The following is a 22,371-nucleotide window of genomic DNA, read 5'->3' on the forward strand; positions in this document are numbered from 1 at the left end:
CGACAGGAGGCACGAGCATGGCGACGTTCGTCGACCGCGTGGTGCTCCACGTGACGGCAGGTAAGGGCGGCCACGGCGTGGCCTCCGTCCACCGCGAGAAGTTCAAGCCCCTGGGCGGCCCCGATGGCGGCAACGGCGGCCGCGGAGGCTCCGTGGTGCTGGTGGTCGACCCTCAGGTGACCACCCTTCTCGACTACCACCACCTGCCCCACCGCGTGGCCGACAACGGCAACCAGGGCGCCGGCGACATGCGCCACGGCGCCAACGCCAAGGACCTGCGCCTTGGAGTCCCCAGCGGCACCATCGTGAAGTCCGCCGACGGCGAGGTCATCGCCGACCTCGTGGGCGAGGGAGCGGAGTGCGTGATTGCGCAGGGCGGCCGCGGAGGCCTGGGCAACGCGGCGCTGGCCACGACCAAGCGCAAGGCCCCCGGCTTCGCCCTTCTCGGCGAGCCTGGCGATGAGGCTACCGTCATCCTCGAGCTCAAGTCGATCGCCGACGTCGCACTCGTGGGCTACCCGAGTGCCGGCAAGTCATCGCTCATCGCTGCCATGAGCCAGGTGCGCCCCAAGATCGCCGACTACCCGTTCACCACCCTGGTGCCGAACCTTGGTGTGGTGCAGGCGGGGGAGAACCGCTTCACGATGGCCGATGTTCCCGGCCTCATCGCCGGCGCCTCCGAGGGCAAGGGGCTGGGCCACCACTTCCTTCGCCACATCGAGCGCTGCGCCGTGATCGCCCACGTGCTGGACACGGCCACCCTCGAGACCGACCGCGACCCCGTGAACGACCTCAAGGTCATCGCTGGCGAGCTGCGCGCGTACACGGGCGACGAGGCGATCAGCGGCGTGCCGCTCGCCGAGCGCCCGCAGATCATCATCCTCAACAAGATCGACGTGCCCGACGGCCGCGAGCTCGCCGCGATGGTGCGCGAGGAACTCGAGGAGACCGGCATGCCGGTGTTCGAGGTCAGCGCTGTCAGCCACGAGGGCCTGCGCGAGCTGGGCTTCGCGCTGTCCGCGATGGTGGCCGAGCACCGCGCCGAGGAGCCCGAGCTCGAGGCGGCCCCGATCGTCATCCGGCCGCGCGCCGTCGACGACGGCGGCTTCACCGTCAAGCACGTGCGCGACGGTGCCGAGGACTACTTCCAGATCCGCGGCGCGAAGGTCGAGCGCTGGGTCAAGCAGACTAACTTCGTCAACGACGAGGCCGTGGGCTACCTCGCGGACCGGCTCGCGAGGGCCGGCGTCGAGGAGGCGCTGTTCAAGGCGGGTGCCGTGCCCGGCTCCGAGGTCCTCATCGGCCCTCGTGAGGGCGGCGTGGTGTTCGACTGGGAGCCCACCATGATGGCCGGCGCCGAGCTGCTGGGCTCGCGCGGCTCTGACCTGAGGGTCGAGCAGCACGAGCGCGGCGACGGCCGTGCGACGCGTGCCCAGAAACGCGCCGAGCACAAGGAGCGCATGGACGGCAAGAGCGCCGCGCGCGAGGAGCTGCGCGGCGAGCGCGACTCCGGCCTGTGGACGGACCCGACCTCCGACGACTAAGGGACGGATCGAGGCCGACCGCGCGAGGCGCGGGACGCCTCGACTCTCGGATGCGCCAGGATAGACGTCAGCGTGACGTCCCCCTTCTCCGGTGGGGCGCGGATGGGTCGAGGGGAGTGCGGTGAGCGAGGTACGCGAGAGCGTCGTCCAGGCGCGACGGGTGGTCGTGAAGATCGGCTCGTCGTCGCTGACCGGTCCCGACGGCCGCCTGTCCGGCTCCGCCGTGCGCCGCCTCGCCGACGTGATCGCCGGCGTGCGGGCGCAGGGGCGCCAGGTGGTGCTCGTCACCTCCGGCGCGATCGCCGCGGGCCTCGCGCCGATGGGGCTTCCCGTGCGGCCCAAGGACCTCGCGACCGCGCAGGCGACGGCCTCGGTGGGCCAGGGAGTCCTGGTCGCCGCGTACAGCGCCGCCTTCGAGGACCACGGCATCACCGTCGGCCAGGTGCTGCTGACGGCCGTCGACATGGCACGGCGGTCCCATTACAACAACGCCCAGCGCGCCTTCAACCGGCTGTTGGACCTCGGGGTGCTGCCCATCGTGAACGAGAACGATGCGGTGGCGACCGACGAGATCCGCTTCGGCGACAACGACCGCCTCGCCGCGCTCGTCGCCACGGTGGTCCACGCCGACGCGCTCGTGCTGCTCACCGACGTCGACGGCCTGTACACCGCCGCGCCCGGCACGCCGGGCGCCCAGCGCATCGACGAGGTGCACTCCTCCGACGAGATTGGCGGCGTCGACGTGTCCAAGCGCGGTAGCGCGCTCGGCACCGGCGGCATGATCACCAAGCTCGAGGCGGCGTCCATCGCCACCACGTCGGGCATCGCCGTGGTGCTCGCCTCGGCCCCGGCGGCGGCGGACGCCCTCGCCGGCCGGCGGGTCGGCACGCTGTTCCACCCCACGGGCAAGCGCGACACCACACGCCTGCAATGGCTCGCCCACGCCGCGCGCACGCGCGGGACCATCGTGGTCGACTCGGGCGCGGCGCGAGCATTGCGAGGCCGCCGGGCGTCGCTGTTGTCGGCGGGGGTTACCGAGGTCCGCGGCGCCTTCGAGGCAGGGGAGCCGGTGGACCTCATCGGCCCCGACGGCACTGTGGTCGCGCGCGGCTTCGCCGGCTTCAGCGCGGAGGAGGCCCACGCGATGAAGGGCCTCAGCACTGACGTGCTGCGCGAGCGGCTCGGGGAGCACTTCGCCCACGAGCTGATCCACATCGACGACCTCGTCGTCATGTAACGCGCCGCCCTCGCGCGCCTCTTCATCGTTGTCCTTTCGATTTGTTGTCGGCTGTGACGAAATCGTGACCAAAAAGACGCTCACAAAGCGGTAAGTCGCCCTTTCTCCGACACGCGCGCGGGTCTACTGTGACGAACGTCACTCAACGTCGAGTGACGCCGAGGAACTTTCCTCCAGCTGCACAGAGAGGTGTGTGTTGTGAAGAAGAACTCTTGGATCGCGCTGGCCGCCGCGGCGGGCGCGACAACCCTCGTCCTCGCCGGATGTTCGTCCGGCGACGACGACACCCCGGCATCGTCTGACGAGCCGACGTCCGCCTCGACGGCGAGCGGCGGCGAGGGCGAGGTCGCAGCGGGTGGGGAGCGCGCGTGCGTGATCCTGCCCGACGCCGTGTCCTCCCCACGCTGGGAAAACGGCGACCGTCCCGCGCTCGAGGAGGCCATCACGGCGGCCGGCTTCGAGGCGGACATCCAGAACGCCCAGGGCGACACCGCGAAGTACGCGACCATCGCCGACCAGATGCTCACGCAGGGCTGCGGCGTCATGCTGCTGGTGGACCACCAAGGCGCGGCGGTCAACGTCACCGAGACGGCGCAGGCCCAGGGCATCCCCGTCATCGCCTACGACCGTCCCATCGAGGGCGCCGACTATTACGTGTCGTTCGACAACGTGAAGGTGGGCGAGCTCGAGGGCCAGATGGTCGTCGACGGGCTTGCCGACGCCGGGGTGGACCCGGCCGAGGCCGTCGTCGTCTACATCGGCGGCGACCCCGCCGACGGCAACGCCGCCATGTTCCATGACGGCGCGGACTCCATCATGTCCGCCGCCGGCATCACCCCGGCGGCCGAGCCCCCGGGCAAGTGGGACGGCGAGTACTCCGCGACAGCGTTCGAGCAGGCGCTGACGGATCTCGGCGGTTCGGTCGACGCCGTGTGGGCGGCCAACGACACCAACGCCGCCGGCGTCATTTCGATCCTGGACAAGAACGGCCTGACCGTTCCCGTCTCGGGTCAGGACGCCTCGGTCGCCGGGCTGCAAAACGTCCTGCTGGGCAAGCAGTACGGCACGGTGTACAAGCCCTACCAGCTCGAGGCGACGGCTGGCGCCGACCTCGCCATCCAGTTGCTGGGAGGCGAGACCCCGAGCGTCGACAAGCAGCTCGACGACGGCACCCCCTACATCGCCGTCGACCCCATCTCCGTGGGCAAGGACGGAGTCCAGCAGGTCATCGACGACGGCAACGCCTCGTACGACGAGATCTGCGCGGGCGACGTCATGGCCGCGTGTGACGAGGCGGGCCTGACCGCAGGCTCCTGACCCCGCACGCTCGGCCATCGCCGATGCGCCAGGCCGTCTCGTACCCGGGTCACCCGGGTACGAGACGGCCACCCTGCATCGGCCACCCCCACCGATCAAGGAGAGAACAGGGTGAATTCACCGATCATCGAGCTCAAGGCAGTCACCAAGTCCTTCGGCCCCGTCAACGTCCTGAAGGGGGTGGACTTCGCCGCACATGCCGGGCGCGTGACAGCGCTCGTCGGCGACAACGGTGCCGGCAAGTCCACGCTCATCAAGGGCCTCGCCGGGGTCCAGCCCTACGACGGCGGCGAGGTGCTGTTCGCGGGCGAGCCCGTCCAGTTAGGACACCCCCGCGATGCCTCGAAGCATGGGATCGAGGTCGTCTACCAAGACCTCGCGCTGTGCGACAACCTCGACATCGTCCAGAACATGTTCCTGGGCCGCGAGGAGGTGAGGGTCGGGACCTTCGAGGAGGGGCGCATGGAGGTCGAGGCGGCCGCGGCGCTGCAGTCGCTGTCCGTGAGGACGGTGAAGTCGCTGCGCCAGAAGGTGGCGTCCCTGTCGGGAGGTCAGCGGCAGACGGTGGCGATCGCGCGCGCCGTCGTGAAGCAGTCGAAGGTGGTCATCCTCGACGAGCCCACCGCGGCCCTCGGCGTCGCGCAGACGGCGCAGGTACTGAGCCTCGTGCGCCGCCTCGCCGACCACGGCGTCGCGGTCATCATGATTTCCCACAACCTCGCCGACGTGTTCGAGGTCGCCGACGACGTCTCGGTGCTGTACCTGGGCGAGATGACGGCGCGGCTGCCCGTGGCGGAGACGACGCGAGACGACGTCGTCGCCTACATCACCGGCACCAAGCGGATGGAGCGCGTCGCATGAGCGCCGAGATCGAGAACCCCATCGCGCGGGAGGCGGCGGAGCGCGGCCAGGCGGAGAGCCTGCTGGGCAAGGGCATCGAGCAGGGAGTGGGCGACCACCTCCGCGCCTACGTGAAGCGCGTGGCGGGCGGCGAGATGGGGGCGCTGCCGGCGATCGGCGGGCTCGTGGTCCTGTTCCTCGTCTTCTGGTTCTCGCACGACGCGTTCCTGTCCGAGCGCAACATGGCGAACCTGCTGACCCAGGCGGCGCCGCTCGTCATGCTCGGCATGGCGCTCGTGTTCGTGCTGCTGCTGGGCGAGATCGACCTGTCCGCCGGAGTGACGTTCGGCGTGGCGATGGCGGTCTTCGTGCGTCTCACCCAGCCCGACGGCATGGCGTGGCCGCTCGCGCTGCTCGTGGCGCTCGGCATCGGCCTCGCCATCGGCGCGTTCATCGGCTTCTTCGTGGCGAAGGTGGGCATCCCGTCCTTCGTGGTGTCCCTGGGCATGTTCCTCGGCCTCCAGGGCGTGCTGCTGGTGATCATCGGCGACGCCGGCGCATACCGCCTGATCCCCGAGCCGATCAAGGCTCTCAATACCCAGAACCTCCCGGTGTGGGGCGGCTGGCTGATGCTCGCGATCATCCTCGGGCTACTCGCAGGAGTGGCGCTGTGGGACCGGGCGCGGCGCGCCAAGGTCGGTGCCCCCAACCCGTCGATCACCATCATGCTCGTCAAGCTCGGCGCGATCGCCGTGCTCGGCGTGCTGGCCGTGTGGTTCTTCAACCAGGACCGCGGTTCGGCGGCGATCAGCATCCAGGGCGTGCCCATCGTGGCGCCCATCGTCATCGGCATCGCGATGATCGGCACCTTCCTGCTGGACCGCTCGCGCTACGGGCGCTACCTGTACGCGATCGGCGGCAACAAGGAGGCGGCGCGGCGCGCGGGCATCAACGTCACGATGGTGCGCTGGGGCGCCTTCATGGTCTGCTCGACGCTCGCCGTCAGCGCCGGAGTGTTCTACGTCTCGCGCGTCGGTTCGGCCGATGCCGGCATGGGGCGCGAGATCGTGCTGTCCGGCGTCGCGGCGGCCGTCGTGGGAGGCGTGAGCCTCTTCGGTGGGCGCGGCCGCCTGGTACACGCCGTCATCGGCGCCCTGGTCATCGCGACCATCCAGAACGGCCTGGGACTCCTGGGGCTGCCGGCGGGAGCGACCCTCGCGGTCTCCGGAGGCGTCCTCATCCTCGCCGCGACGGTCGACGCGCTCGCACGGCGCCGCGCCGGATCCGGGGGATAGGCGGCGGCCGATGCCGACGCCGGCCCCGTACGGACGGAGACGTCCGTACGGGGCCTCCTGGCGCATCGGGCCCGGTGGCTAGACTCGCCGGTATGACCGACACCGCCATCTCCGCCGACACCGAGCGCGCGGTCCTCGAGGCCTGCCAGCGCGCCAAGGTCGCGTCGCGCGCGCTCGCGACCGCCACCCGCACCGTCAAGGACGCCGCGCTCGAGGCCATGGCCGACGCGCTGGTGGCGCAGTCGGGCCGCATCATCGAGGCGAACGGGCAGGACCTCACGCGCGGCCGCGCGAACGACATGTCGTCCGGTCTGCTCGACCGCCTGGCGCTGACGGAGGATCGCATCGCGGCCATCGCCGACGCGCTGCGCTACCTCGCGGCGCTTCCCGACCCGGTCGGTGAGGTCAAGCGAGGCTCGACCCTTCCCAATGGCATGCGCCTCATCCAGAAGGCAGTGCCCATGGGCGTGGTCGGCATGATCTACGAGGCACGCCCCAACGTCACCGTCGACGCCGCGGGGCTCGCGCTGAAGTCGGGTAACGCCGCCGTGCTGCGCGGAGGCTCGGCCGCCGCGAGCTCCAACGAGGTCATCGTCGAGGTGCTGCAGGAGGCGCTCGAGACTGCGGGCCTGCCGCGCGACGCCGTGCAGTCCATCGACGCCTACGGGCGCGAGGGTGCACGCGTGCTGATGAACGCCCGCGGCCTCGTCGACGTGCTGGTGCCGCGCGGGGGACGCGACCTCATCCAGACAGTGGTGCGTGACTCGACAGTGCCCGCCATCGAGACCGGCGAGGGCAACTGCCACGTGTACCTCGACGCCTCCGCGCCGCGCGAGCGCGCTGTCGAGATCGTGGTGAACTCCAAGGCGCAGCGAGTGGGCGTATGCAACGCCGCCGAGACCCTGCTGGTGCACCGCGACGCCGCCGAAAGCGTCCTTCCCGCCGTGCTGAAGGCGCTCGCGGACGAGAACGTGGTGCTGCACGCCGATGCCGCCGCGGCGGCGCTGGCGCCCGAGGGTGTCGCGACCGTTCCCGCGACGGAGGAGGACTGGGGTACGGAGTACCTGAGCCTCGACATCGCGGTGAAGGTGGTCGACGATCTCGACGAGGCCATCTCCCACATCCAGCGCTACACGACCGGCCACACCGAGGCGATCGTGACCGACGACATCGGTGCCGCCGAGCAGTTCTCCGCGCGGCTCGACACCGCGGCCGTGATGGTCAATGCCTCGACCCGCTTCACGGATGGCGCACAGTTCGGCCTCGGCGCCGAGATCGGTATCTCCACCCAGAAGCTCCACGCCCGCGGACCCATGGGCCTGGGCGAACTCACCACCACCAAGTGGATCGCCTACGGTGACGGGCACGTGCGCCCGTAGGCGCGCCCGAGCCGTGGAATAATCGCCAAGCACCGTCACGAGAGGAAGTCCCCACTGTGAGCACCGTCGTCATTGCCGAGGCTGCCGAGCACGTCGTCAACGAACTGCCGTTCCCCGCGCCCGTCTTCGGCCTGATCGCCTTCGCCGCCCTCATGGGTCTGCTGGGCGTCACCTACGCCTTCCGGAGCGTCGGCACCCGTCACTGACGGAGGCCGGGCTCGACGTGACCGTCCCTCAGCGCCGCATCGGCGTCCTGGGAGGAACGTTCGACCCCATCCACCACGGGCACCTGGCCGCGGCCTCTGAGGTCGCGGCCGCGCTGCATCTCGACAAGGTGATGCTGGTGCCCGTGAATAGCCAGCCGTTCAAGCTCGACCGGCTCGCGGCAGCTCCGGAGCATCGGCTCGCCATGTGTCGCCTCGCCGTCGAGGGTGACGACCGCCTGGCGGTGTCCGATGTCGACGTGGTGCGCGGGGGAGTGACCTACACCCTCGACACCCTGACCGACCTGCATGCGCAGATGCCCGACGCGCACCTGCATTTCATCACCGGTTCGGACGCGCTGGCGCGGCTGCACGAGTGGAAGGACGCGGAGCGTCTGACGGAGCTCGCGCGTTTTATTGGGGTGACCCGCCCGGGTCACTCGCTGCCCGACCTCGACATGCCGCATACGCTGGTCGAGGTCCCCGCGATGGCGGTATCCTCGACCGATGTTCGCCGCCGGGTGCGAACGGGAGCGCCGATCCGCTACCTGGTTCCCCGGGCGGTAGCCGACTACATCGCGGAGCACGACCTGTACGCGGGAGGAATGGATGACTGACGAGAGCCGGCCGCTCTCACGCCGTGAGCGCCGCGCGCAGGAGTTGCGCGACGCCGCACGCACCGAGGACACCACACCGCTGGAGGCGGGCCTCGATACGTCAGGCTTCCCCGTGACCGACGGCCTCAACCTGAGCCGTCGCGAGCGCCGCCGCCTGGAGCGCCTCGAGAACCCCGTGGAGACGTGGACCGCGGAGGAGGAGATGCTCGCCACCGGGCAGATCCCCGCGATGACGCCCGAGCGCATCGCCGAGCAGGAGCGCATCGAGCGAGAGGCAGCCGCGGCAGCGCAGCGCGACGCCGAGACGTCCGCCCAGCCCGGGGTCTCGCAGGACGCCGCGGATGATTCCGACGACCAGGCCGACGACCAGGCCGCCGAGGCCGACCCCGAGCTTGTGGGCGTCGACGCCGATGAGCAGGATGAGCCTGCCGTGGACGAGGCGCCGCGTCGCGAGTCGCTGATTCCCGAGCCCGTCGTGGACGACGCGCCTGTCGAGGATGACTCTGTCGGGCAGGACACTTCCTTCGACGAGCCCGATGACGTCGCCGAGGTTTCCGAGGTTGCCGCGGCTGCTGAGGTCGTCGATGAGGCGCCCGCGTCCGAGGCCGAGCCGGACCTCGAGCCGGAGGACGAGACTGACGTCGAGACCGAGCCGGAGCCGGCGTTCGACGCCGTGGCGGATGCCGACCCGCAGGCCTTCACCGCCCCCGACGCGCCCGTCGAGGACAACGAGCCCGAGGCCGAGGCTGACGAGCCCGAGGCTGAGGACTCCGCGCCGCTTGGTATGCCCCCGGGCATGTCGCCCGAGATGTTCGCCGCGCTCTTCCCGCCGGGGTCTCTCCAGCGCAAGCTGATGGAGGACCAGGCGCGCGAGGCTGCGCAGCAGCAGGCACCCGTCGCCGCGGCCGAAGCTGACCCCGAGCCCGAGCTCGAGCCCGAGCCCGAGCCCGCGGTCGCGATCGCCCCGGAGACCGTCGAGGAGGCGGCCGCCGCCGTCGAGGACGCCGAGCCGACGTTCGCCGTGGCGGACGACGAGCCCGTCTCCACGGAGGAGCCGCAGGTCATCGAGGCACCCTCGTCGCCGTCCGCCGAGCCCGCTTTCCCGTGGATCTCGACGTCGGCCGCCGCGGGTGCAGCCTTCAGCCCGTCGCCCCTCAACCCGGCCGAGCCCGTCGCCCGGCCGATCGTGAGCGAGCCGAGCCCTGCCAGCGCATCGGCCGCAAGCCAGGTGGAGGCCGAGGACGCGTCCGAGCTCGACGAGCAGCTCGTGAGCGAGCAGCCGTCGTTCGACGCGATCCTCGGCACCGGCGCGATCCCCGTGGCGCCCTCGGCGTCGACGCGGACGGCATCGGCCCCGAGTGCAACCTCCGCACCGTTCGCCCCCGTCGAACCCGCAGCTGCGCCGACGATGTGGGACTCCCACCCCCTCAGCACCGCGGCCCTGCCGCAGGTCGAGGACCAGGTGGACCTGGACATTGACGAGGACGAGCTCGAGAGCGAGCCGCTGCCGCGGCCCGACCTCTCGGGAGTGCGCCCGCTGAGCCCGGTGCACACCGGCGAGTTCCCCCCGGTCGAGCCCGTTCCCACGGGCCAGATCGAGGTGGAGCGTCGTGAGCGCCCCGAGCTGGGGCCGGCCGGTGGCGCACGACACTTTGGATGGGCGCAGGTCGCCGTGCTGGGCGCCGTGGCGTTCGTGCTCGGCGTCGTCGTTTGGAACGTGGCAGGAATGGGTTGATGACAGCAACGACACACGCGATCGAGCTCGCACGCGCCGCCGCAGCGGCGGCGGAGGACAAGAAGGCGGAGAACATCGTCGCCCTCGACGTCAGCCAGCAGCTTCCGCTGACCGACATCTTCGTGCTCGCCTCGGCGAGCAACGAGCGCCTCGTCGGCGCCATCGCCGACGCGATCGAGGAGGCCCTTCACGGGCTCGGCGCCAAGGTGATCGCCCGCGAGGGCCACCGCGAGGGCCGCTGGATTGTGCTGAACTTCGCGGACATCTACGTCCACGTGATGCACGACGAGGAGCGCGTCTACTACGACCTGGAGCGCCTGTACAAGGACTGCCCGGTCGTCGAGCTGGCCGCGTAAGAGCGCCGCCGATGCAGGTCTTCCTCGTTCGCCACGGTCAAACCCAGTGGAACGTGGAGGGCCTGCTGCAGGGCTCCTCCGACATCCCGCTGACCGATCTGGGACGCCGGCAGGCGGAGTCCGCCGCCGCGGCCCTGGTCGCACGCGTCGGTGACGATCCGCTGATCGTCGCCTCGCCGCTCGAGCGCGCGCGCCACACCGCTCACGCACTCGCCGACCGGCTGGGCGTCGACGTGGAGGTGGACGAGCGCCTGCGCGAGCGCGCGTACGGCGTGTGGGAGGGCGTCACCCCCGAGGAGCGCGAGCGCCGCTGGCCCGAGGAGGTGGCGTTGTGGCACGCGCACGGCGACCCGATGCTTCCCGGATTCGAGGAGCACGATGCCGTGCAGTCGCGCATGATCGCCGGCGTCGAGGACTGGACCGACCGCGCCGAGGCGGAGGGGCGCATCCTGGTGGCCTTCGCCCACGGCAGCTGCGTGCGCGTGGGGCTCCACGGCCTGCTTGACCTCCCGCTGACGCACCGCACGCTGGGCAACCTCGGCAACACCGCCTGGTCCCAGCTCACGCGGCGTGCAAGGGGCGACTGGACGCTGGATCGCCACAACGTCACGGCTGACACGGTGGCCGTCGCATGACCACCCTGATCCTGTGGCGGCACAGCCGCACCGCCTACAACGTCGAGGGCCGCCTTCAGGGAGGCCTTGACATCCCGCTGGGCGACGGCGGGCGCGCGCAGGCGGGCGAGGCGGCACGCGCCATCGTCGACCGCCACGGCGTACCCGCGCGCATCCTGTCCTCGCCCCTGGCGCGGGCACGCGAGTCCGCGCAGGAGTTGGCGGCGCTCACGGAACCCGGGCTTCCGGTCGAGGTCGACGATGCCTTCACCCAGCGCTCCTACGGCATCTGGGAGGGGCTCACGTGGGACGAGATCGCGCGTGACTGGCCCGACGAGCTCGCCGCCCGGCGCAGGGGAGAGGATCCCGCCATCGAGGGGTGGGGGACCGCCGCCGACGTCGCCGCGCGCGTGGGTGCCGGCCTGCGCTCCCTCGCCGGCGAGGATGCTCCCGTGGTCGTCGTGAGTCACGGCTCGGCGATCATGCTGGGAATCCTCGACCTGATCGAGCAGCCGCCGATGTCTCGCATCCTTGGTCATGTGCCGCACGCGGCATGGTCCGTCGTGACCCAGTCGGAGTCCGGCGCATGGCACCTGGAGCACTATGGAATGGGCGCTCCCTGAGGCGATTAGGTTTCTCGCGAAATCTGGGCTAGTATTTCTCTCGCCCTCAGGGGCACGGGATCGCAAGATCACGGGGCTGTGGCGCAGCTGGTAGCGCACCTGCATGGCATGCAGGGGGTCAGGGGTTCGAGTCCCCTCAGCTCCACGATGTGTTGAGACAGCATCGTAGAAAAGCCGCTCTTCGGGGCGGCTTTTCGCTTGTCCGGGGGGCTTTGCCGACGGCTGGGTAGCATCGAGCCGTGCTTCCTCCCTTCGACCTCGTCCCGGGCGTCCGGCTTCGCCTCGTGAGGGCCGGAGACGGCGACGCCCTCGCCGCCGCGGCGCGGCGCAACGCCGACCACCTCGCCCCGTGGGAGCCCATCCGTGGTGCCGACCACGCGACGCCCGCCCGCCAGGAGGCCTTCGCGGCCGACATGGTGGCGCAGCACGCCGCTGGCACGGCTGCGGCGTTCGTGATCGTGAGGGATGACACGATCATCGGCCAGGCGACAGTGACGCATGTGGTGCGCGGACCGTTCCTCAGCGCCAACCTCGGCTACTGGCTCGACGCCCACGAGACCGGGCGCGGGATCATGACCCTCGCCGTCGGGGCCGTCGCGGAGTATTGCCGCGACGCGCTGGGGCTCCACCGTCTCCAGGCGGCGACGCTCGTGCACAACGATGCCTCCCAGGCGGTGCTCGCCCGCGCGGGCTTCGAGCGCATCGGCCACGCTCCGCGCTATCTCAAGATCGCGGGCTCCTGGCAGGATCACGTCCTGTTCCAGCGGATCCTCAAGCGCTGAGACGCTAGCCTCGGCTCCATGAGCACCAGGGACACCCCCGCGCAGATCGGCGACCTGCCGCCCCTGGGGCGTCCCGCGAACAGCGCGCTGCTCGCCATCGGCGTGACGACGGTGGCCGATGCCGCCGCGCTGGGCCGACGCGGGCTCCTCGCCCTGCATGGCGTGGGCCCCAAGGCCGTCAGCATCCTCGCCGAGGAGTGCGCGCGGCGGGGCACCGCGTTCGGGGACTAGCCGCCCTACTCGCCCAGACGCGAAAGGCCCTGCGGCGTCTCGACCCAGAGGTCGAACCCATCGGCGTCGGGCCACCTGACCGCCACCGCGTACTCGGCCTCGTCCTCCAGGAGGTCGAGTCGCTCCTCGACCTGGATCGCCTCGAGGTGCCCGTCCGAGACCTGCAGCGAGACCGTGAACGCGTGGCCGTCGTCCTCGAACCGGCCGACCACGGGGAACCGTGCGTCGCCCGGCACCGCACGGGGAGCATCCTGCGGAATCGCGAAAGGCTGGTAGGAGGACTCGTCGAGCGGATCCGTCCATGAGTACGTCACGAGACGTGCCACCGCGAGCTGCTCGCGCAGCTCCGGAGCTCCCCAGTCCTCCGTGGCCTCCAGCAGGCGCGCCGTGACGCGCCTGATGGACTCCGGCAGGTCGATGAGGACGGTTTCCTCCTCGAGGTCGATGAGGGGCTCGTCAGCGGCGGCAGTGCGGTCGGCCCACTTCCACGTGGCGAGCGACAGCAGCGCCGTCGCCCCTGCCATGACGGCCCGGGGGCGCGCCACTCCCCGTCGAGCGAGGGCGTCGGCGAGGCGCGCGTCGGTGGCCTCGCCAGCCTCGGCGATGCCGAACGCGAGGCCCGCCGCCCCCACCGTGAGTCCCGCGCGCGTGGCGGGCGTGAGGAGGAACGGCGCGGTGTCGCGCGTCTCGGCCCAGGTGCTCCACGCCGTCACGCCGGCGATGGCGGCGCGATACGCCAGGCGACCGCCGACCGAGAGCCGGCGCGGCTCGACGAGCGTGAGCGCCGCGAGCGCCGCCGCCGAGGCGACGCCGTAGGCGGGGGAGCGGGCATCGGTCAGGCGGGCGAGGCGTCCGTCGGTCATGCCGCGATCCTAGGTCAGGCGCACGCACGGAGGGCCGATGCGGTGGGTGACCACCGCATCGGCCCTCCGTGGAGGGGGAGGCTAGGCGCCGGCGAGGGCCGCCACCTCGTCGGCCGTCAGGGCCGAGGAGGAGACGAGGAGCTCGTCGACGTCACCCTGGTACGGGGTGTCCCAGTAGTTGACGCCGAGCGCGAAGACGGCGCTGGGGCTCGTCAGCGCGTCAAGGAACCCGGCGCCGGCGTAGGCGGCCTCGCCGTTGAGGTAGAGCGTGACGTCGCCCTCGTCGACGGTGACCGCGACGTGCGTCCACTCGCCGACGGGGATGAGCTGCCCGGTGAGGCCATCGAAGTAGTCCGAGCCGACGTTGGACCACAGCATGGTGTCGCCGTTCCAGCCCTGGGGCACGACGCTCAGCCACCGGTTCGAGGCGCTCGCGGCAAAGAAGGCGCTCGTGTACTGCGTCAGCGCGTCGGGCCGCAGCCACATGCTGAACGAGTACGTGTCGCCCTGCACCAGGCCGTCCGGCAGACGCACGCCCGAGGAGCCGTCGAGGTGGAGGGCGGAGCCGACAGCGCCATCGGCCACGTAGGACACGGTGCCGCCGGTGTTGTCGGCGCGGTTGCCGGTGACGGTGGGCTCGGACAGGGCGCCGGCGTTGTCCGCCAGCGTGTCCTCGAAGGACCACGTGCCGACGGTGCCGCCCAGCGGGCGCGCCTTGACGGTGACGTCGAAGGACACTGTCTCGCTGCGCTTGCCGTTGGCGACGGTCGCCGTGAGCGTGACGGTGGCGTCCGCCTCGCCGGCGGCGGGGCGGGTGACGGAGCCGTCGGCGCCGATCACTGACTCGTCGCTCGACGCCCACGCGATGGTCGTACCCGAGGTTCCCTCGACGGGAAGGTCGAGGTCGGCGACTACTGCCGAGGTGTCGCCGAGGCTGAGCTCGTCGACCACGGCGGCGACCGCCTTCTTGGGGGCGAGGACCTCGACGCCACGTCCCCACAGGGTCACTCCCTCATCGGAGACGACCGACAGGGACGGAGCCCACTCGCCGGTGGTCTCGTCCCAGCCGCGGGAGATGATTCCCGAGTAGGTCTGGCCGTCGATGCGCAGCTCGACCTCGTCGGCTCCGCGAAGCCTCCACGTGCCGGTGACGTCGCCGGTGACGCGGCCCAGCGCCGTGAGGCGTACGTCGGAGGGCAGGGCGGGCTCGGCGGTGATGTCGTGGCCGAGGTTGACGATCTGCCAGTCGCCGATCATGTCGGACAGCTTGGCGCGCAGGTCTCCCTCTCCCGAGTAGCGGGTGGGCATGACGACGGGCCAGCCGTCCTCGTTCATCTCCATGCGGTGCACGCGGACCTCGTGCATCTCGCCGGTGCCGGGGAAGCGCGAGTGGAACACCATGTACGACTGCCCGGTCTCGGGGTCGTCGTACCAGGACGTGTGGCCCGCGGAGACGTAGCCGGTGCCGGTGCCCTCGCCCGGGTCGCCCAGCAGGCGCGGGAACTCGTAGCCGCCCATGAGCTTCACGCCGTACTCCTGGATGGTGGCGTCATCGAAGATGGTGCCCTCGGCGCCCTTCACCTCTGCCATGTCGTTGCCCTCGGCGTCGAGGTAGGGGCCGGCGGGCGAGGTCGAGCGGGCGACGCGCACGTCGTAGCCGCCGTCGGCGTCGAGCCCGCCGAACGACAGGAACAGGTAGTAGTACCCCGTCTCCTCGTCGTAGCGGATGGTGGGGGCCTCGATGCGCGAGTGGTTGCCGCCCACCAGGTGGGTGCCGTACCCCTGGTCGGGAAGCGGCAGGCCGGTCTCCTCGTCCATCTCGAGGATGTAGATCCCGCCCGAGTATGAGCCGTAGACCATCCACAGGTTGCCGTCGGCGTCGTAGAACGCGTCGGGGTCAACGGCGTTGGGGTGCACCGTGGCGTCGTAGATCTCGCCGGGGTTTTCCGACTCCTCGTCCCACATGCCGGACTTCAGGAGGATGCCCTGGTCCTCGTACGGGCCGTCCACCTCGTCCGAGGTGGCGAGCCCGAGCGCGGAGCGCGGCGAGTCACCCTTGCAGGCGTTGTAGTACATCGCGAACGTGCCGTCGGGGAGCTCGATGACGTCGGACGCCCACAGGGTGTCCGTCTGTGCCCACTCGAACGTCTCGGCGAGCTCGTCGTAGACGTCCTCGAACAGCGGGTTGTCGGAGTCCTGAGACAGGTCGACGGAGTTCTGGGTCCAGTTCATGAGGTCGGTGGTGTGGGCGGAGGCGCCGTGGGAGCCGAAGACCCACACGTCGTCGCCGTCGGCGACGATCGAGGGGTCGTGCACCGTCACGTCCGTGAACGTGGGGTCCGCGGGGTCGCGGTAGAGGTCGAGCCGCGAGGGGCCCGATGCGGGGGTGGTGCTCGCGGGTGCGGCGCCGGTGAGCGCCGCGGTGAGGACCACGGCCGATGCCGTGGTGGCGGCGGCGGCCGTGAGCCGGCCGCCGCGGGGGAGGGTTGCCACGAGGGATCTCCTGTTCGTCGTTGGACAGAGACGAGGTGGCCGACCTCTCCTCGGCATGCCTCGGCACGGACCTTACAACGATGTAAACGGGCGCCGCAATCAGGTTTCCGAAATCTGTGGCGGCGACTATCCACCTAGAGTGGGCATCGGCCCCTCCCCGTCGTGCCAAGGAGTCCCTTCGTGCCCAGCCGCCGCCGTTGGCTTGCCCTCGTCACCGTGTCCGTCGCTGTCGCGCTGATCATCGTCGATTCCACGATCGTGTCGGTGGCGATTCCGTCGATCGTCGACGAGCTCGGCATCAGCTCGACCGAGGTGCAGTGGGTGCAGGAGTCGTACACGCTCGTGTTCGCGTCGCTGCTGCTCGTCTGCGGCGTGCTGGCGGACAGGGTGGGGCGCCGGCGTGTCATGTTCGTCGGCGTGGTGGTGTTTGCCGCCGCCTCGGTGATGGCGGCCTTCGCGCCCACGGGGGCCGTCCTGATCGTCGCCCGGCTCATCCAGGGGCTCGGCGGGGCGATGATTCTTCCCACCACGCTGTCGATCATCAACGCGACGTTCCGCGGGCGGGAGCGCGGCATCGCGTTCGCCGTGTGGGGGTCGACCATCGGCGGCATGGCTGCCGTGGGGCCGCTGCTCGGCGGGTGGCTCACCACCGACTTCTCGTGGCGCTGGGCCTTCGGCATCAACCCGCCCATCGCCGTCGCAATCCTCATCGTCGGGGCACTTGTCGTCGAGGAGTCGCGCGCCTCGACCCAGCGCGGCACCGACCTCGTCGCCGCGGGACTCTCCGTCGTGACCTTCGGCGGCATCGTCTTCGGGCTCATCGAGGGGCGCTCGCTCGGGTGGTGGACCACCCTGGACGGAGCCGCCGACTGGTGGCCGCTGGGGATCTCTCCCGCCCCGTGCGCCCTCGTGGTCGGCGTGCTCGCGGGAGCGTGGTTCATCCGGCGCGGGCTCGCCCGCGCTCGCGCCGGCCTCCCGACGCTGATCCCGCTCGACCTGTTCTCGATCGCGTCGTTCCGCAACGGCAACGTGGCCGCCCTGGTGGTATCGCTGGGGGAGTTCGGCATCCTGCTGTCGCTTCCCATCTGGCTGCAGAACGTCCTGAACTACGACGCTTTGGGCACGGGGTGGATCCTCGTGGCGCTCGCGGTGGGCTCCTTCGTGGCCAGCGGCCTCGCCCAGGTCCTCGTGGGGCGCCTGGGCGCCGTCGGAGTGGTGCGGATCGGCATCGGCGCGGAGATCGTCGGCGTCGTGGGGCTCGGCGTGATCGCCCAGGTCGACTCGACGTGGGCGTCCGTGGTGCCGCTGCTGTTCGTCTACGGCTTCGGCGTGGGGCTCGCGACCGCTCAGCTCACCGGGGTGGTGCTCGTCGACGTCCCGGTGGAGCAGTCGGGCGCCGCGTCCGGCACGCAGAGCACCGCCCGCCAGGTCGGCTCCGCGCTCGGCATCGCGATCCTGGGTACGGTGCTGTACGTGTCCACGGCCCAGGTGCTCGACTCGCGCCTGGCCGACGAGGGGGTGCCGGCGGGACAGCGCGACCAGGTGGTCACGGCGGTGGTGGACTCGTCCGGTGGGGCGATCGCCGGCCTCGACGCCGACCCGGCGACGGCTCAGGCGGCCGATGCTGCCCGCGAGGCGCTCACGGACGGCACCCGCTACGCGGCCTGGACCGCGGGTGGCTTCCTGGTGCTCGGCCTGCTGGCCACGCTGTCGCTGGGCCCCGCGCGGCGGGAGGACGAGGCGGCACTGGACGGGGCCGAGACCCGCGCCTGAACCGCCCCGGCCCCGGCCCCGGGGCCGTGGCCTACGCCTCCGGGATCTCCCGGTAGCGGTTCTCGCGAGTGTTGTCGGTGGGCTCGGGTCCGCCGCGCACGCCGGTGTCGAGCGCGTCGATCTGCGCGAGCTCCTCGTCAGTGAGGGAGAAGCCAAACACGTCGAGGTTTTGCGCGATGCGCGCGGGGGTGACCGACTTGGGGATGACCTGGCGACCCTGCTGGATATGCCAGCGGAGCATCACCTGGGCGGCAGTCACGCCGTGCGCCTGGGCGATCGCGCCGATGGTCGGGTCGTCAAGCGTGCTGCGACGCGAGTCGTCGCCCCAGCCGGGGTAGAACGTGATGCCGCCCAGCGGCGACCAGGCCTGGGACACGATGCCGAGGTCGGCATGCTTGGCCAGGAGTTCCGAGTTGCGGAAGTACGGGTGCACCTCGATCTGGTTCACCGCCGGTACGATGTCGCGCTCGTCGAGGAGCCGGTCGAGGTGGTGGGGGAGGAAGTTGGACACGCCGATGGCGCGCACCTTGCCGTCCGCGTAGAGCGTCTCGAGCGCCCGGTAGGCCTCCAGGGCGTATGGCTCTTCCTCGCCGTTCAGCGGTTGGTGGAGGATGAACAGGTCGATCTGGTCCACGCCGAGCTTGGCCGCGGCCTTGTCGAACGCGTGAAGGGTCTCGTCGTACCCGTAGTCGGTGATCCACGCCTTGGTCTCGAGGAACACGTCATCCCGCGCGAGTCCCGAGCGACGCAGGCCCTCGCCCACGCCGGACTCGTTTCCGTACGCGGCCGCGGTGTCGATCATGCGGTAGCCGGCCTCGAGGGCTGTCGCGACCGCGGTGGCGGTCTCGTCGGGCGGAGTCTGAAAGACGCCGTAGCCCACGGAGGGAAGCGTGACGCCGTTGTTGAGGGTGATGGTGGTGGTCATGCCTTCCACGTTAGGCAGGGCCCGCACGCCCGTGACAGGGCATGCCAGTACCTGTCTTGGGCGGAACTGTTGCCGGCTCCGTCGGGTTGTCACGATGGTCATGTACCCATCCCCGCCACGTGAGGAGAGCCCATGAAGGCCGCATACATGTACGGAGCAGGAGACGTCCGCGTCGAGGACGTCGCCGCCCCGCAACTGAAGGAATCGACCGACGCGATCGTGCGCATCACCCGCACCTGCATCTGCGGGTCCGACCTCCACCCGTACCACTCCAAGCCCGCGAGCGACGCTGGCACTCCCATGGGCCACGAGCTCATCGGCGTGGTCGAGCAGGTCGGCTCCGACGTCACCTATGTCAAGCCCGGCGACTTCGTCATCGCCCCGTTCGCTTTCTCGGACAACACGTGCGAGATCTGCAAGGCCGGCTTCCAGACGGCGTGCCCCCACGGCGGCTGGTACGGCAACACCGAGGTGGGTGGCCTGCAGGCGGAGGTCGCGCGCATCCCGCTCGCCAACGGCTCGCTCGTGAAGGTGCCCGGCGTGAACCCGGACACGGCGGACGATGCGCTGCTCGCCTCGCTCCTGACCCTGTCCGACGTCTACCTCACCGGGTACCACGCGGCGTTCATGGCGCAGGTGGCCCCCGGCCAGTCGGTCACGGTCGTGGGTGACGGCGCGGTGGGCCTTGGCGCGGTGCTCGCCGCCAAGCAGTTGGGAGCCGAGCAGATCATCCTCATGGGTCGTCACGCCTCGCGCACCGACCTCGGCCGTGAGTTCGGCGCCACCGACGTTGTCGCCGAGCGCGGAGACGAGGGCGTGGCGAAGGTTCTCGAGCTCACCGGCGGCTTCGGCTCGCACGCGGTCCTCGAGGCCGTGGGCCACATGCCCGCCTACGAGCAGTCCTACGGTGTGGTGCGTCCCGGCGGCGTGATCTCGCGCGTGGGAGTTCCGCAGTACGAGGAGGCGCCCGTCGGCTTTGGCTCCCTCTTCGGCAAGAACGCCCGGCTTGCCGGAGGCCCCGCGCCGGTGCGTGCCTACATGGAGGACGCCATCACGCAGGTCCTCGACGGTGTCATCGAGCCCGGCAAGGTCTTCGACCGCACCCTCGGCTTCGACGACATCCCGGCCGGCTACCAGGCCATGGACAACCGCGAGGCTCTCAAGGTCATGATCGACCCGAGCCTGTAAGACCCCACGTATCACCCCGGGCCCCACGCGCTCGCCGAGAGGCGACCGCCGGGCCCGGCACGGAAGGAGCAGCACTCATGACGTCCACTATCTCCGCCGGCGCTACCGTCCTCGCGATCGGCGCCACCGGTTCCATCGGCCGCCTCGTGGTCGACGACCTGATCCGCCACGGCTTCGCGGTGCGCGCCCTGGTGCGCGACCCCAGCCGCGCGCGGGCCACCCTGCCCGACAGCGTCGACCTGGTGCGCGGCGACCTCGCCACCGGCGAGGGGCTGGCCGATGCCGTGGCGGCAGTGGACGGCATCGTCTTCACCCACGGCGGCGACCCCCGCACCGTGGACTACGAGGGCGTGGCGCGACTCATCGACGCGCTCGGCGAGAGCCGACCGCGCATCGCGCTCATGACCTCCATGTCCGTCTCGGTCGGCAGCGACGTCTACGGCGGGGTCCTGCACTGGAAGCGTCGCTCCGAGCGGCTCGTCCGTGCCGCGGGACTTCCCCACACCATCGTCCGTCCAGGATGGTTCGACAACGAGACGGCAGACCAGACCGGCCTCGTGCTCGAGCAGGGCGACGCCACCCCGCTCAACGACCGGCGCGGCGTGGCGCGAGTCGACATCGCGCGCACGCTCGTGGCGTCGCTGACGTCCGACGCCGCCACGGACGTCACGCTCGAGCTGTTCGCGGCACCAGGGGCGAAGCCGTCCGACTGGGCGGCCGCCTTCGCCGCCCTCGACAAGGACGACGCCGAGGCGCTCGCTGGCGCCCACGATGCCGGCGTCGCCCTCGCAGACGAACCCGACGAGGTCCTCGCGGACATCGACCGCCTGCGCGGCTGATGCGTCGCCACCACTCCGGCACTGACAAGGACGCCAGCGCGACCCTCTCAGACCCCAGGAGCCTCCTATGACAGACGCCGCACCGCGCATGACATCCGGTCGCAAAACCGCGATCCTCGTCATCGTCCTCGCCAGTTACTTCATGATCCTGCTCGACAACTCGGTGATCTTCACCGCGCTGCCCAGCATGGAGGCGGACCTCGGCCTGACCGTCGGCCAGACCGCGTGGGTGCAGGACGCTTACACCCTCGTGTTCGGGGGGCTGCTGCTCCTGGGGGCCAGGGCCTCCGACATCCTGGGCCGCAAGCCGGTCTTCATCGGGGGACTCATCGTCTTCTCGGTCGCATCGCTGCTGGTGGGGATGGCACCCACCGGTGGCGCCGCCATCGCCGCCCGTGCGCTCCAGGGCATCGGCGCCGCGATCGTCGCCCCCTCGTCGCTGTCGCTCATCACCGCCTCCTTCCCGGCGGGACACGAGCGCAACCGGGCCGTCGCCCTGTACGGCGCCACCGCCGGCATCGGCGCCTCGCTGGGACTTGTGGTGGGCGGCCTGCTTGCCTCGGCCTTCTCGTGGCGTGCCGGCTTCTACGTCAACGTGCCGATCGGCATCGTCATGATCCTCATGGCGCCGCGCTTCCTTCCCGCCTCGCACCCCGTCCGCGGCCGCTTTGACGTGGTCGGTGCCATCGCCGCGACGCTCGGCGTGGGCGCGCTCGTCTTCGCGACGATTCACGCCGCCGAGGCGTCGTGGGGTGCGCCGCTCACCATCGGCTCGCTCGTCGGCGGCCTCGCCCTCATCGCGCTGCTCGTGTGGAACGAGGCGCGCGCCGCGCAGCCGATCATGCCGCTGCGCCTCTTCGACGACCGTGTCAGGGTCGGCGGCTACGTAGGCAGGCTGCTGTTCATGGGCGCCATGATCGGGTTCTTCTTCTTCACCACCCAGTTCATGCAGGACGTCCTCGGTTTCACGCCGCTCCAGGCCGGCCTGGGCTTCCTTCCCATGACGGCGGTGAACTTCGCCGTGGCGCTCGCCTCCCCCCGCATCGCGCGGAGGGTGGGGGAGGCCCCCGCGTTGGTCGCCGGCGTCGCCGTCACGATGGTCGGGATGCTGTGGCTCAGCCGCATCGGGGTCGACTCCACGTATGTGACCGATGTGGCGCTGCCCATGGTGCTCATCGGCGCAGGTCAGGGCCTGGTGTTCGCGCCGCTCACCTCCGCCGGCATCCACGGAGCCAGCGAGGCCGATGCCGGGGCAGCCTCCGGACTCGTCAACACCTTCCACCAACTGGGCATGGCGCTCGGGCTAGGCATCCTCGTCGTCGTCGGCTCCCACGCGGTGGGCGCCGGGGTCAGCGGGGTGGAGGCCGTCGCCGTCGGCGCATCGGCCTCCCTGGCCGCGGGCACGGCGCTGCTGCTGGCCAGCCTCGTCGTCTGCGCCGCGCTCATCCTCCCCGCAGCTCGCCGCGAGGCGACCGACGTCCCTGCCACCGCATCCGTCGCCGACTGACGCCTCACCA

At 70.9% G+C, this 22,371-nt stretch carries 21 protein-coding genes and 1 tRNA gene; 19 read left to right on the forward strand and 3 right to left on the reverse strand.

Features of this window, described 5'->3' with window-relative positions; translation table 11 throughout:
* The first annotated feature begins 17 nt into the window (after positions 1 to 17).
* From obgE to B7K26_RS05530, 15 genes are all read left to right on the forward strand, one after another.
* Positions 18 to 1,544: a GTPase ObgE gene (gene obgE, locus B7K26_RS05465; protein WP_084077805.1), complete on the forward strand. Its 1,527-nt coding sequence runs from the start codon at positions 18 to 20 to the stop codon at positions 1,542 to 1,544.
* A 121-nt stretch (positions 1,545 to 1,665) separates the two neighbouring features.
* The gene (proB, locus tag B7K26_RS05470) at positions 1,666 to 2,781 is read left to right on the forward strand and encodes a glutamate 5-kinase (RefSeq protein ID WP_234998711.1); all 1,116 of its coding nucleotides are present in this window, start codon (positions 1,666 to 1,668) and stop codon (positions 2,779 to 2,781) included.
* Between the two features lie 198 nt (positions 2,782 to 2,979).
* A complete protein-coding gene (locus B7K26_RS05475) occupies positions 2,980 to 4,098 on the forward strand; it encodes a sugar ABC transporter substrate-binding protein (protein ID WP_084077809.1) in 1,119 nt (372 codons plus the stop codon).
* 111 nt (positions 4,099 to 4,209) lie between these two features.
* Positions 4,210 to 4,959 carry an ATP-binding cassette domain-containing protein gene (locus B7K26_RS05480; RefSeq protein WP_084077811.1) on the forward strand — a complete coding sequence of 250 codons (750 nt, stop codon included), beginning with the start codon at positions 4,210 to 4,212 and terminating at the stop codon, positions 4,957 to 4,959.
* On the forward strand, positions 4,956 to 6,233 hold the full coding sequence (locus tag B7K26_RS05485; protein WP_084077813.1) for a sugar ABC transporter permease: 1,278 nt from the start codon (positions 4,956 to 4,958) through the stop codon (positions 6,231 to 6,233). The genes B7K26_RS05480 and B7K26_RS05485 overlap by 4 nt, the downstream gene beginning before the upstream one ends.
* 92 nt (positions 6,234 to 6,325) lie before the next feature.
* Positions 6,326 to 7,612 (forward strand): glutamate-5-semialdehyde dehydrogenase, encoded by a 1,287-nt coding sequence (locus tag B7K26_RS05490; protein WP_084077815.1) that lies wholly within the window; start codon positions 6,326 to 6,328, stop codon positions 7,610 to 7,612.
* Between the two features lie 56 nt (positions 7,613 to 7,668).
* On the forward strand, positions 7,669 to 7,818 hold the full coding sequence (locus tag B7K26_RS13020) for a hypothetical protein (protein ID WP_200810992.1): 150 nt from the start codon (positions 7,669 to 7,671) through the stop codon (positions 7,816 to 7,818).
* A gap of 17 nt (positions 7,819 to 7,835) precedes the next feature.
* Positions 7,836 to 8,432: a nicotinate-nucleotide adenylyltransferase gene (gene nadD / locus B7K26_RS05495; RefSeq protein ID WP_200810993.1), complete on the forward strand. Its 597-nt coding sequence runs from the start codon at positions 7,836 to 7,838 to the stop codon at positions 8,430 to 8,432.
* Positions 8,425 to 10,167 (forward strand): hypothetical protein, encoded by a 1,743-nt coding sequence (locus tag B7K26_RS05500; RefSeq protein ID WP_084077818.1) that lies wholly within the window; start codon positions 8,425 to 8,427, stop codon positions 10,165 to 10,167. The genes nadD and B7K26_RS05500 overlap by 8 nt, the downstream gene beginning before the upstream one ends.
* Entirely contained in the window at positions 10,167 to 10,523 is a 357-nt protein-coding gene (rsfS, locus tag B7K26_RS05505; protein ID WP_084077820.1) for a ribosome silencing factor, read from the forward strand. Before B7K26_RS05500 ends, rsfS begins: the two co-directional genes overlap by 1 nt.
* 11 nt (positions 10,524 to 10,534) lie before the next feature.
* Positions 10,535 to 11,158: a histidine phosphatase family protein gene (locus B7K26_RS05510; protein ID WP_084077822.1), complete on the forward strand. Its 624-nt coding sequence runs from the start codon at positions 10,535 to 10,537 to the stop codon at positions 11,156 to 11,158.
* Positions 11,155 to 11,760, forward strand: coding sequence for a histidine phosphatase family protein (locus B7K26_RS05515; RefSeq protein WP_084077824.1), 606 nt, complete (start codon positions 11,155 to 11,157; stop codon positions 11,758 to 11,760). Before B7K26_RS05510 ends, B7K26_RS05515 begins: the two co-directional genes overlap by 4 nt.
* Before the next feature lie 72 nt (positions 11,761 to 11,832).
* Positions 11,833 to 11,905, forward strand: a tRNA-Ala gene (locus tag B7K26_RS05520).
* Between the two features lie 94 nt (positions 11,906 to 11,999).
* The gene (locus B7K26_RS05525) at positions 12,000 to 12,542 is read left to right on the forward strand and encodes a GNAT family N-acetyltransferase (RefSeq protein ID WP_084077825.1); all 543 of its coding nucleotides are present in this window, start codon (positions 12,000 to 12,002) and stop codon (positions 12,540 to 12,542) included.
* Between the two features lie 18 nt (positions 12,543 to 12,560).
* Positions 12,561 to 12,773 carry a hypothetical protein gene (locus B7K26_RS05530; RefSeq protein WP_084077827.1) on the forward strand — a complete coding sequence of 71 codons (213 nt, stop codon included), beginning with the start codon at positions 12,561 to 12,563 and terminating at the stop codon, positions 12,771 to 12,773.
* Between the two features lie 5 nt (positions 12,774 to 12,778).
* On the opposite strand, the gene B7K26_RS05535 is transcribed toward B7K26_RS05530, so the two are convergent.
* Both B7K26_RS05535 and B7K26_RS05540 read right to left on the reverse strand, forming a co-directional pair.
* Positions 12,779 to 13,636 carry a hypothetical protein gene (locus tag B7K26_RS05535; RefSeq protein WP_084077829.1) on the reverse strand — a complete coding sequence of 286 codons (858 nt, stop codon included), beginning with the start codon at positions 13,634 to 13,636 and terminating at the stop codon, positions 12,779 to 12,781.
* Positions 13,637 to 13,717: 81 nt separating this feature from the next.
* Positions 13,718 to 16,129, reverse strand: coding sequence for a family 43 glycosylhydrolase (locus B7K26_RS05540; protein WP_234998712.1), 2,412 nt, complete (start codon positions 16,127 to 16,129; stop codon positions 13,718 to 13,720).
* 180 nt (positions 16,130 to 16,309) lie between these two features.
* On the opposite strand from B7K26_RS05540, the gene B7K26_RS05545 reads away from it, so the two are divergent.
* On the forward strand, positions 16,310 to 17,902 hold the full coding sequence (locus B7K26_RS05545) for a DHA2 family efflux MFS transporter permease subunit (RefSeq protein WP_084077832.1): 1,593 nt from the start codon (positions 16,310 to 16,312) through the stop codon (positions 17,900 to 17,902).
* 31 nt (positions 17,903 to 17,933) lie between these two features.
* Here the strand turns inward: B7K26_RS05545 and B7K26_RS05550 are convergent, their stop codons facing one another.
* Positions 17,934 to 18,827 (reverse strand): aldo/keto reductase, encoded by an 894-nt coding sequence (locus B7K26_RS05550; RefSeq protein WP_084077834.1) that lies wholly within the window; start codon positions 18,825 to 18,827, stop codon positions 17,934 to 17,936.
* 132 nt (positions 18,828 to 18,959) lie between these two features.
* On the opposite strand from B7K26_RS05550, the gene B7K26_RS05555 reads away from it, so the two are divergent.
* The 3 genes from B7K26_RS05555 to B7K26_RS05565 all read left to right on the forward strand — a co-directional run bounded on the left by B7K26_RS05555 (position 18,960) and on the right by B7K26_RS05565 (position 22,361).
* A complete protein-coding gene (locus B7K26_RS05555) occupies positions 18,960 to 20,015 on the forward strand; it encodes a zinc-binding dehydrogenase (RefSeq protein ID WP_200810995.1) in 1,056 nt (351 codons plus the stop codon).
* A gap of 77 nt (positions 20,016 to 20,092) precedes the next feature.
* Complete coding sequence (locus B7K26_RS05560) at positions 20,093 to 20,854, forward strand: SDR family oxidoreductase (RefSeq protein WP_084077835.1); 762 nt, start codon at positions 20,093 to 20,095, stop codon at positions 20,852 to 20,854.
* A 67-nt stretch (positions 20,855 to 20,921) separates the two neighbouring features.
* Entirely contained in the window at positions 20,922 to 22,361 is a 1,440-nt protein-coding gene (locus B7K26_RS05565; RefSeq protein WP_084077837.1) for an MFS transporter, read from the forward strand.
* Positions 22,362 to 22,371: the final 10 nt, after the last annotated feature.

This window comes from Demequina sp. NBRC 110057, from assembly GCF_002090175.1.
Taxonomy (GTDB): domain Bacteria; phylum Actinomycetota; class Actinomycetes; order Actinomycetales; family Demequinaceae; genus Demequina.

What these genes read in the sequence shown, in the direction of transcription:
- B7K26_RS05530 (WP_084077827.1), top strand. Translation starts at nt 12,561, where the DNA reads ATGAGCACCAGGGACACCCCCGCGCAGATCGGCGACCTGCCGCCCCTG.
- rsfS (WP_084077820.1), top strand. Translation starts at nt 10,167, where the DNA reads ATGACAGCAACGACACACGCGATCGAGCTCGCACGCGCCGCCGCAGCG.
- B7K26_RS05510 (WP_084077822.1), top strand. Translation starts at nt 10,535, where the DNA reads ATGCAGGTCTTCCTCGTTCGCCACGGTCAAACCCAGTGGAACGTGGAG.
- B7K26_RS05485 (WP_084077813.1), top strand. Translation starts at nt 4,956, where the DNA reads ATGAGCGCCGAGATCGAGAACCCCATCGCGCGGGAGGCGGCGGAGCGC.
- B7K26_RS05515 (WP_084077824.1), top strand. Translation starts at nt 11,155, where the DNA reads ATGACCACCCTGATCCTGTGGCGGCACAGCCGCACCGCCTACAACGTC.
- B7K26_RS05550 (WP_084077834.1), bottom strand. Translation starts at nt 18,827, where the DNA reads ATGACCACCACCATCACCCTCAACAACGGCGTCACGCTTCCCTCCGTG.
- B7K26_RS05535 (WP_084077829.1), bottom strand. Translation starts at nt 13,636, where the DNA reads ATGACCGACGGACGCCTCGCCCGCCTGACCGATGCCCGCTCCCCCGCC.
- B7K26_RS05560 (WP_084077835.1), top strand. Translation starts at nt 20,093, where the DNA reads ATGACGTCCACTATCTCCGCCGGCGCTACCGTCCTCGCGATCGGCGCC.
- B7K26_RS05500 (WP_084077818.1), top strand. Translation starts at nt 8,425, where the DNA reads ATGACTGACGAGAGCCGGCCGCTCTCACGCCGTGAGCGCCGCGCGCAG.
- B7K26_RS05565 (WP_084077837.1), top strand. Translation starts at nt 20,922, where the DNA reads ATGACAGACGCCGCACCGCGCATGACATCCGGTCGCAAAACCGCGATC.
- obgE (WP_084077805.1), top strand. Translation starts at nt 18, where the DNA reads ATGGCGACGTTCGTCGACCGCGTGGTGCTCCACGTGACGGCAGGTAAG.
- B7K26_RS05490 (WP_084077815.1), top strand. Translation starts at nt 6,326, where the DNA reads ATGACCGACACCGCCATCTCCGCCGACACCGAGCGCGCGGTCCTCGAG.
- B7K26_RS05555 (WP_200810995.1), top strand. Translation starts at nt 18,960, where the DNA reads ATGAAGGCCGCATACATGTACGGAGCAGGAGACGTCCGCGTCGAGGAC.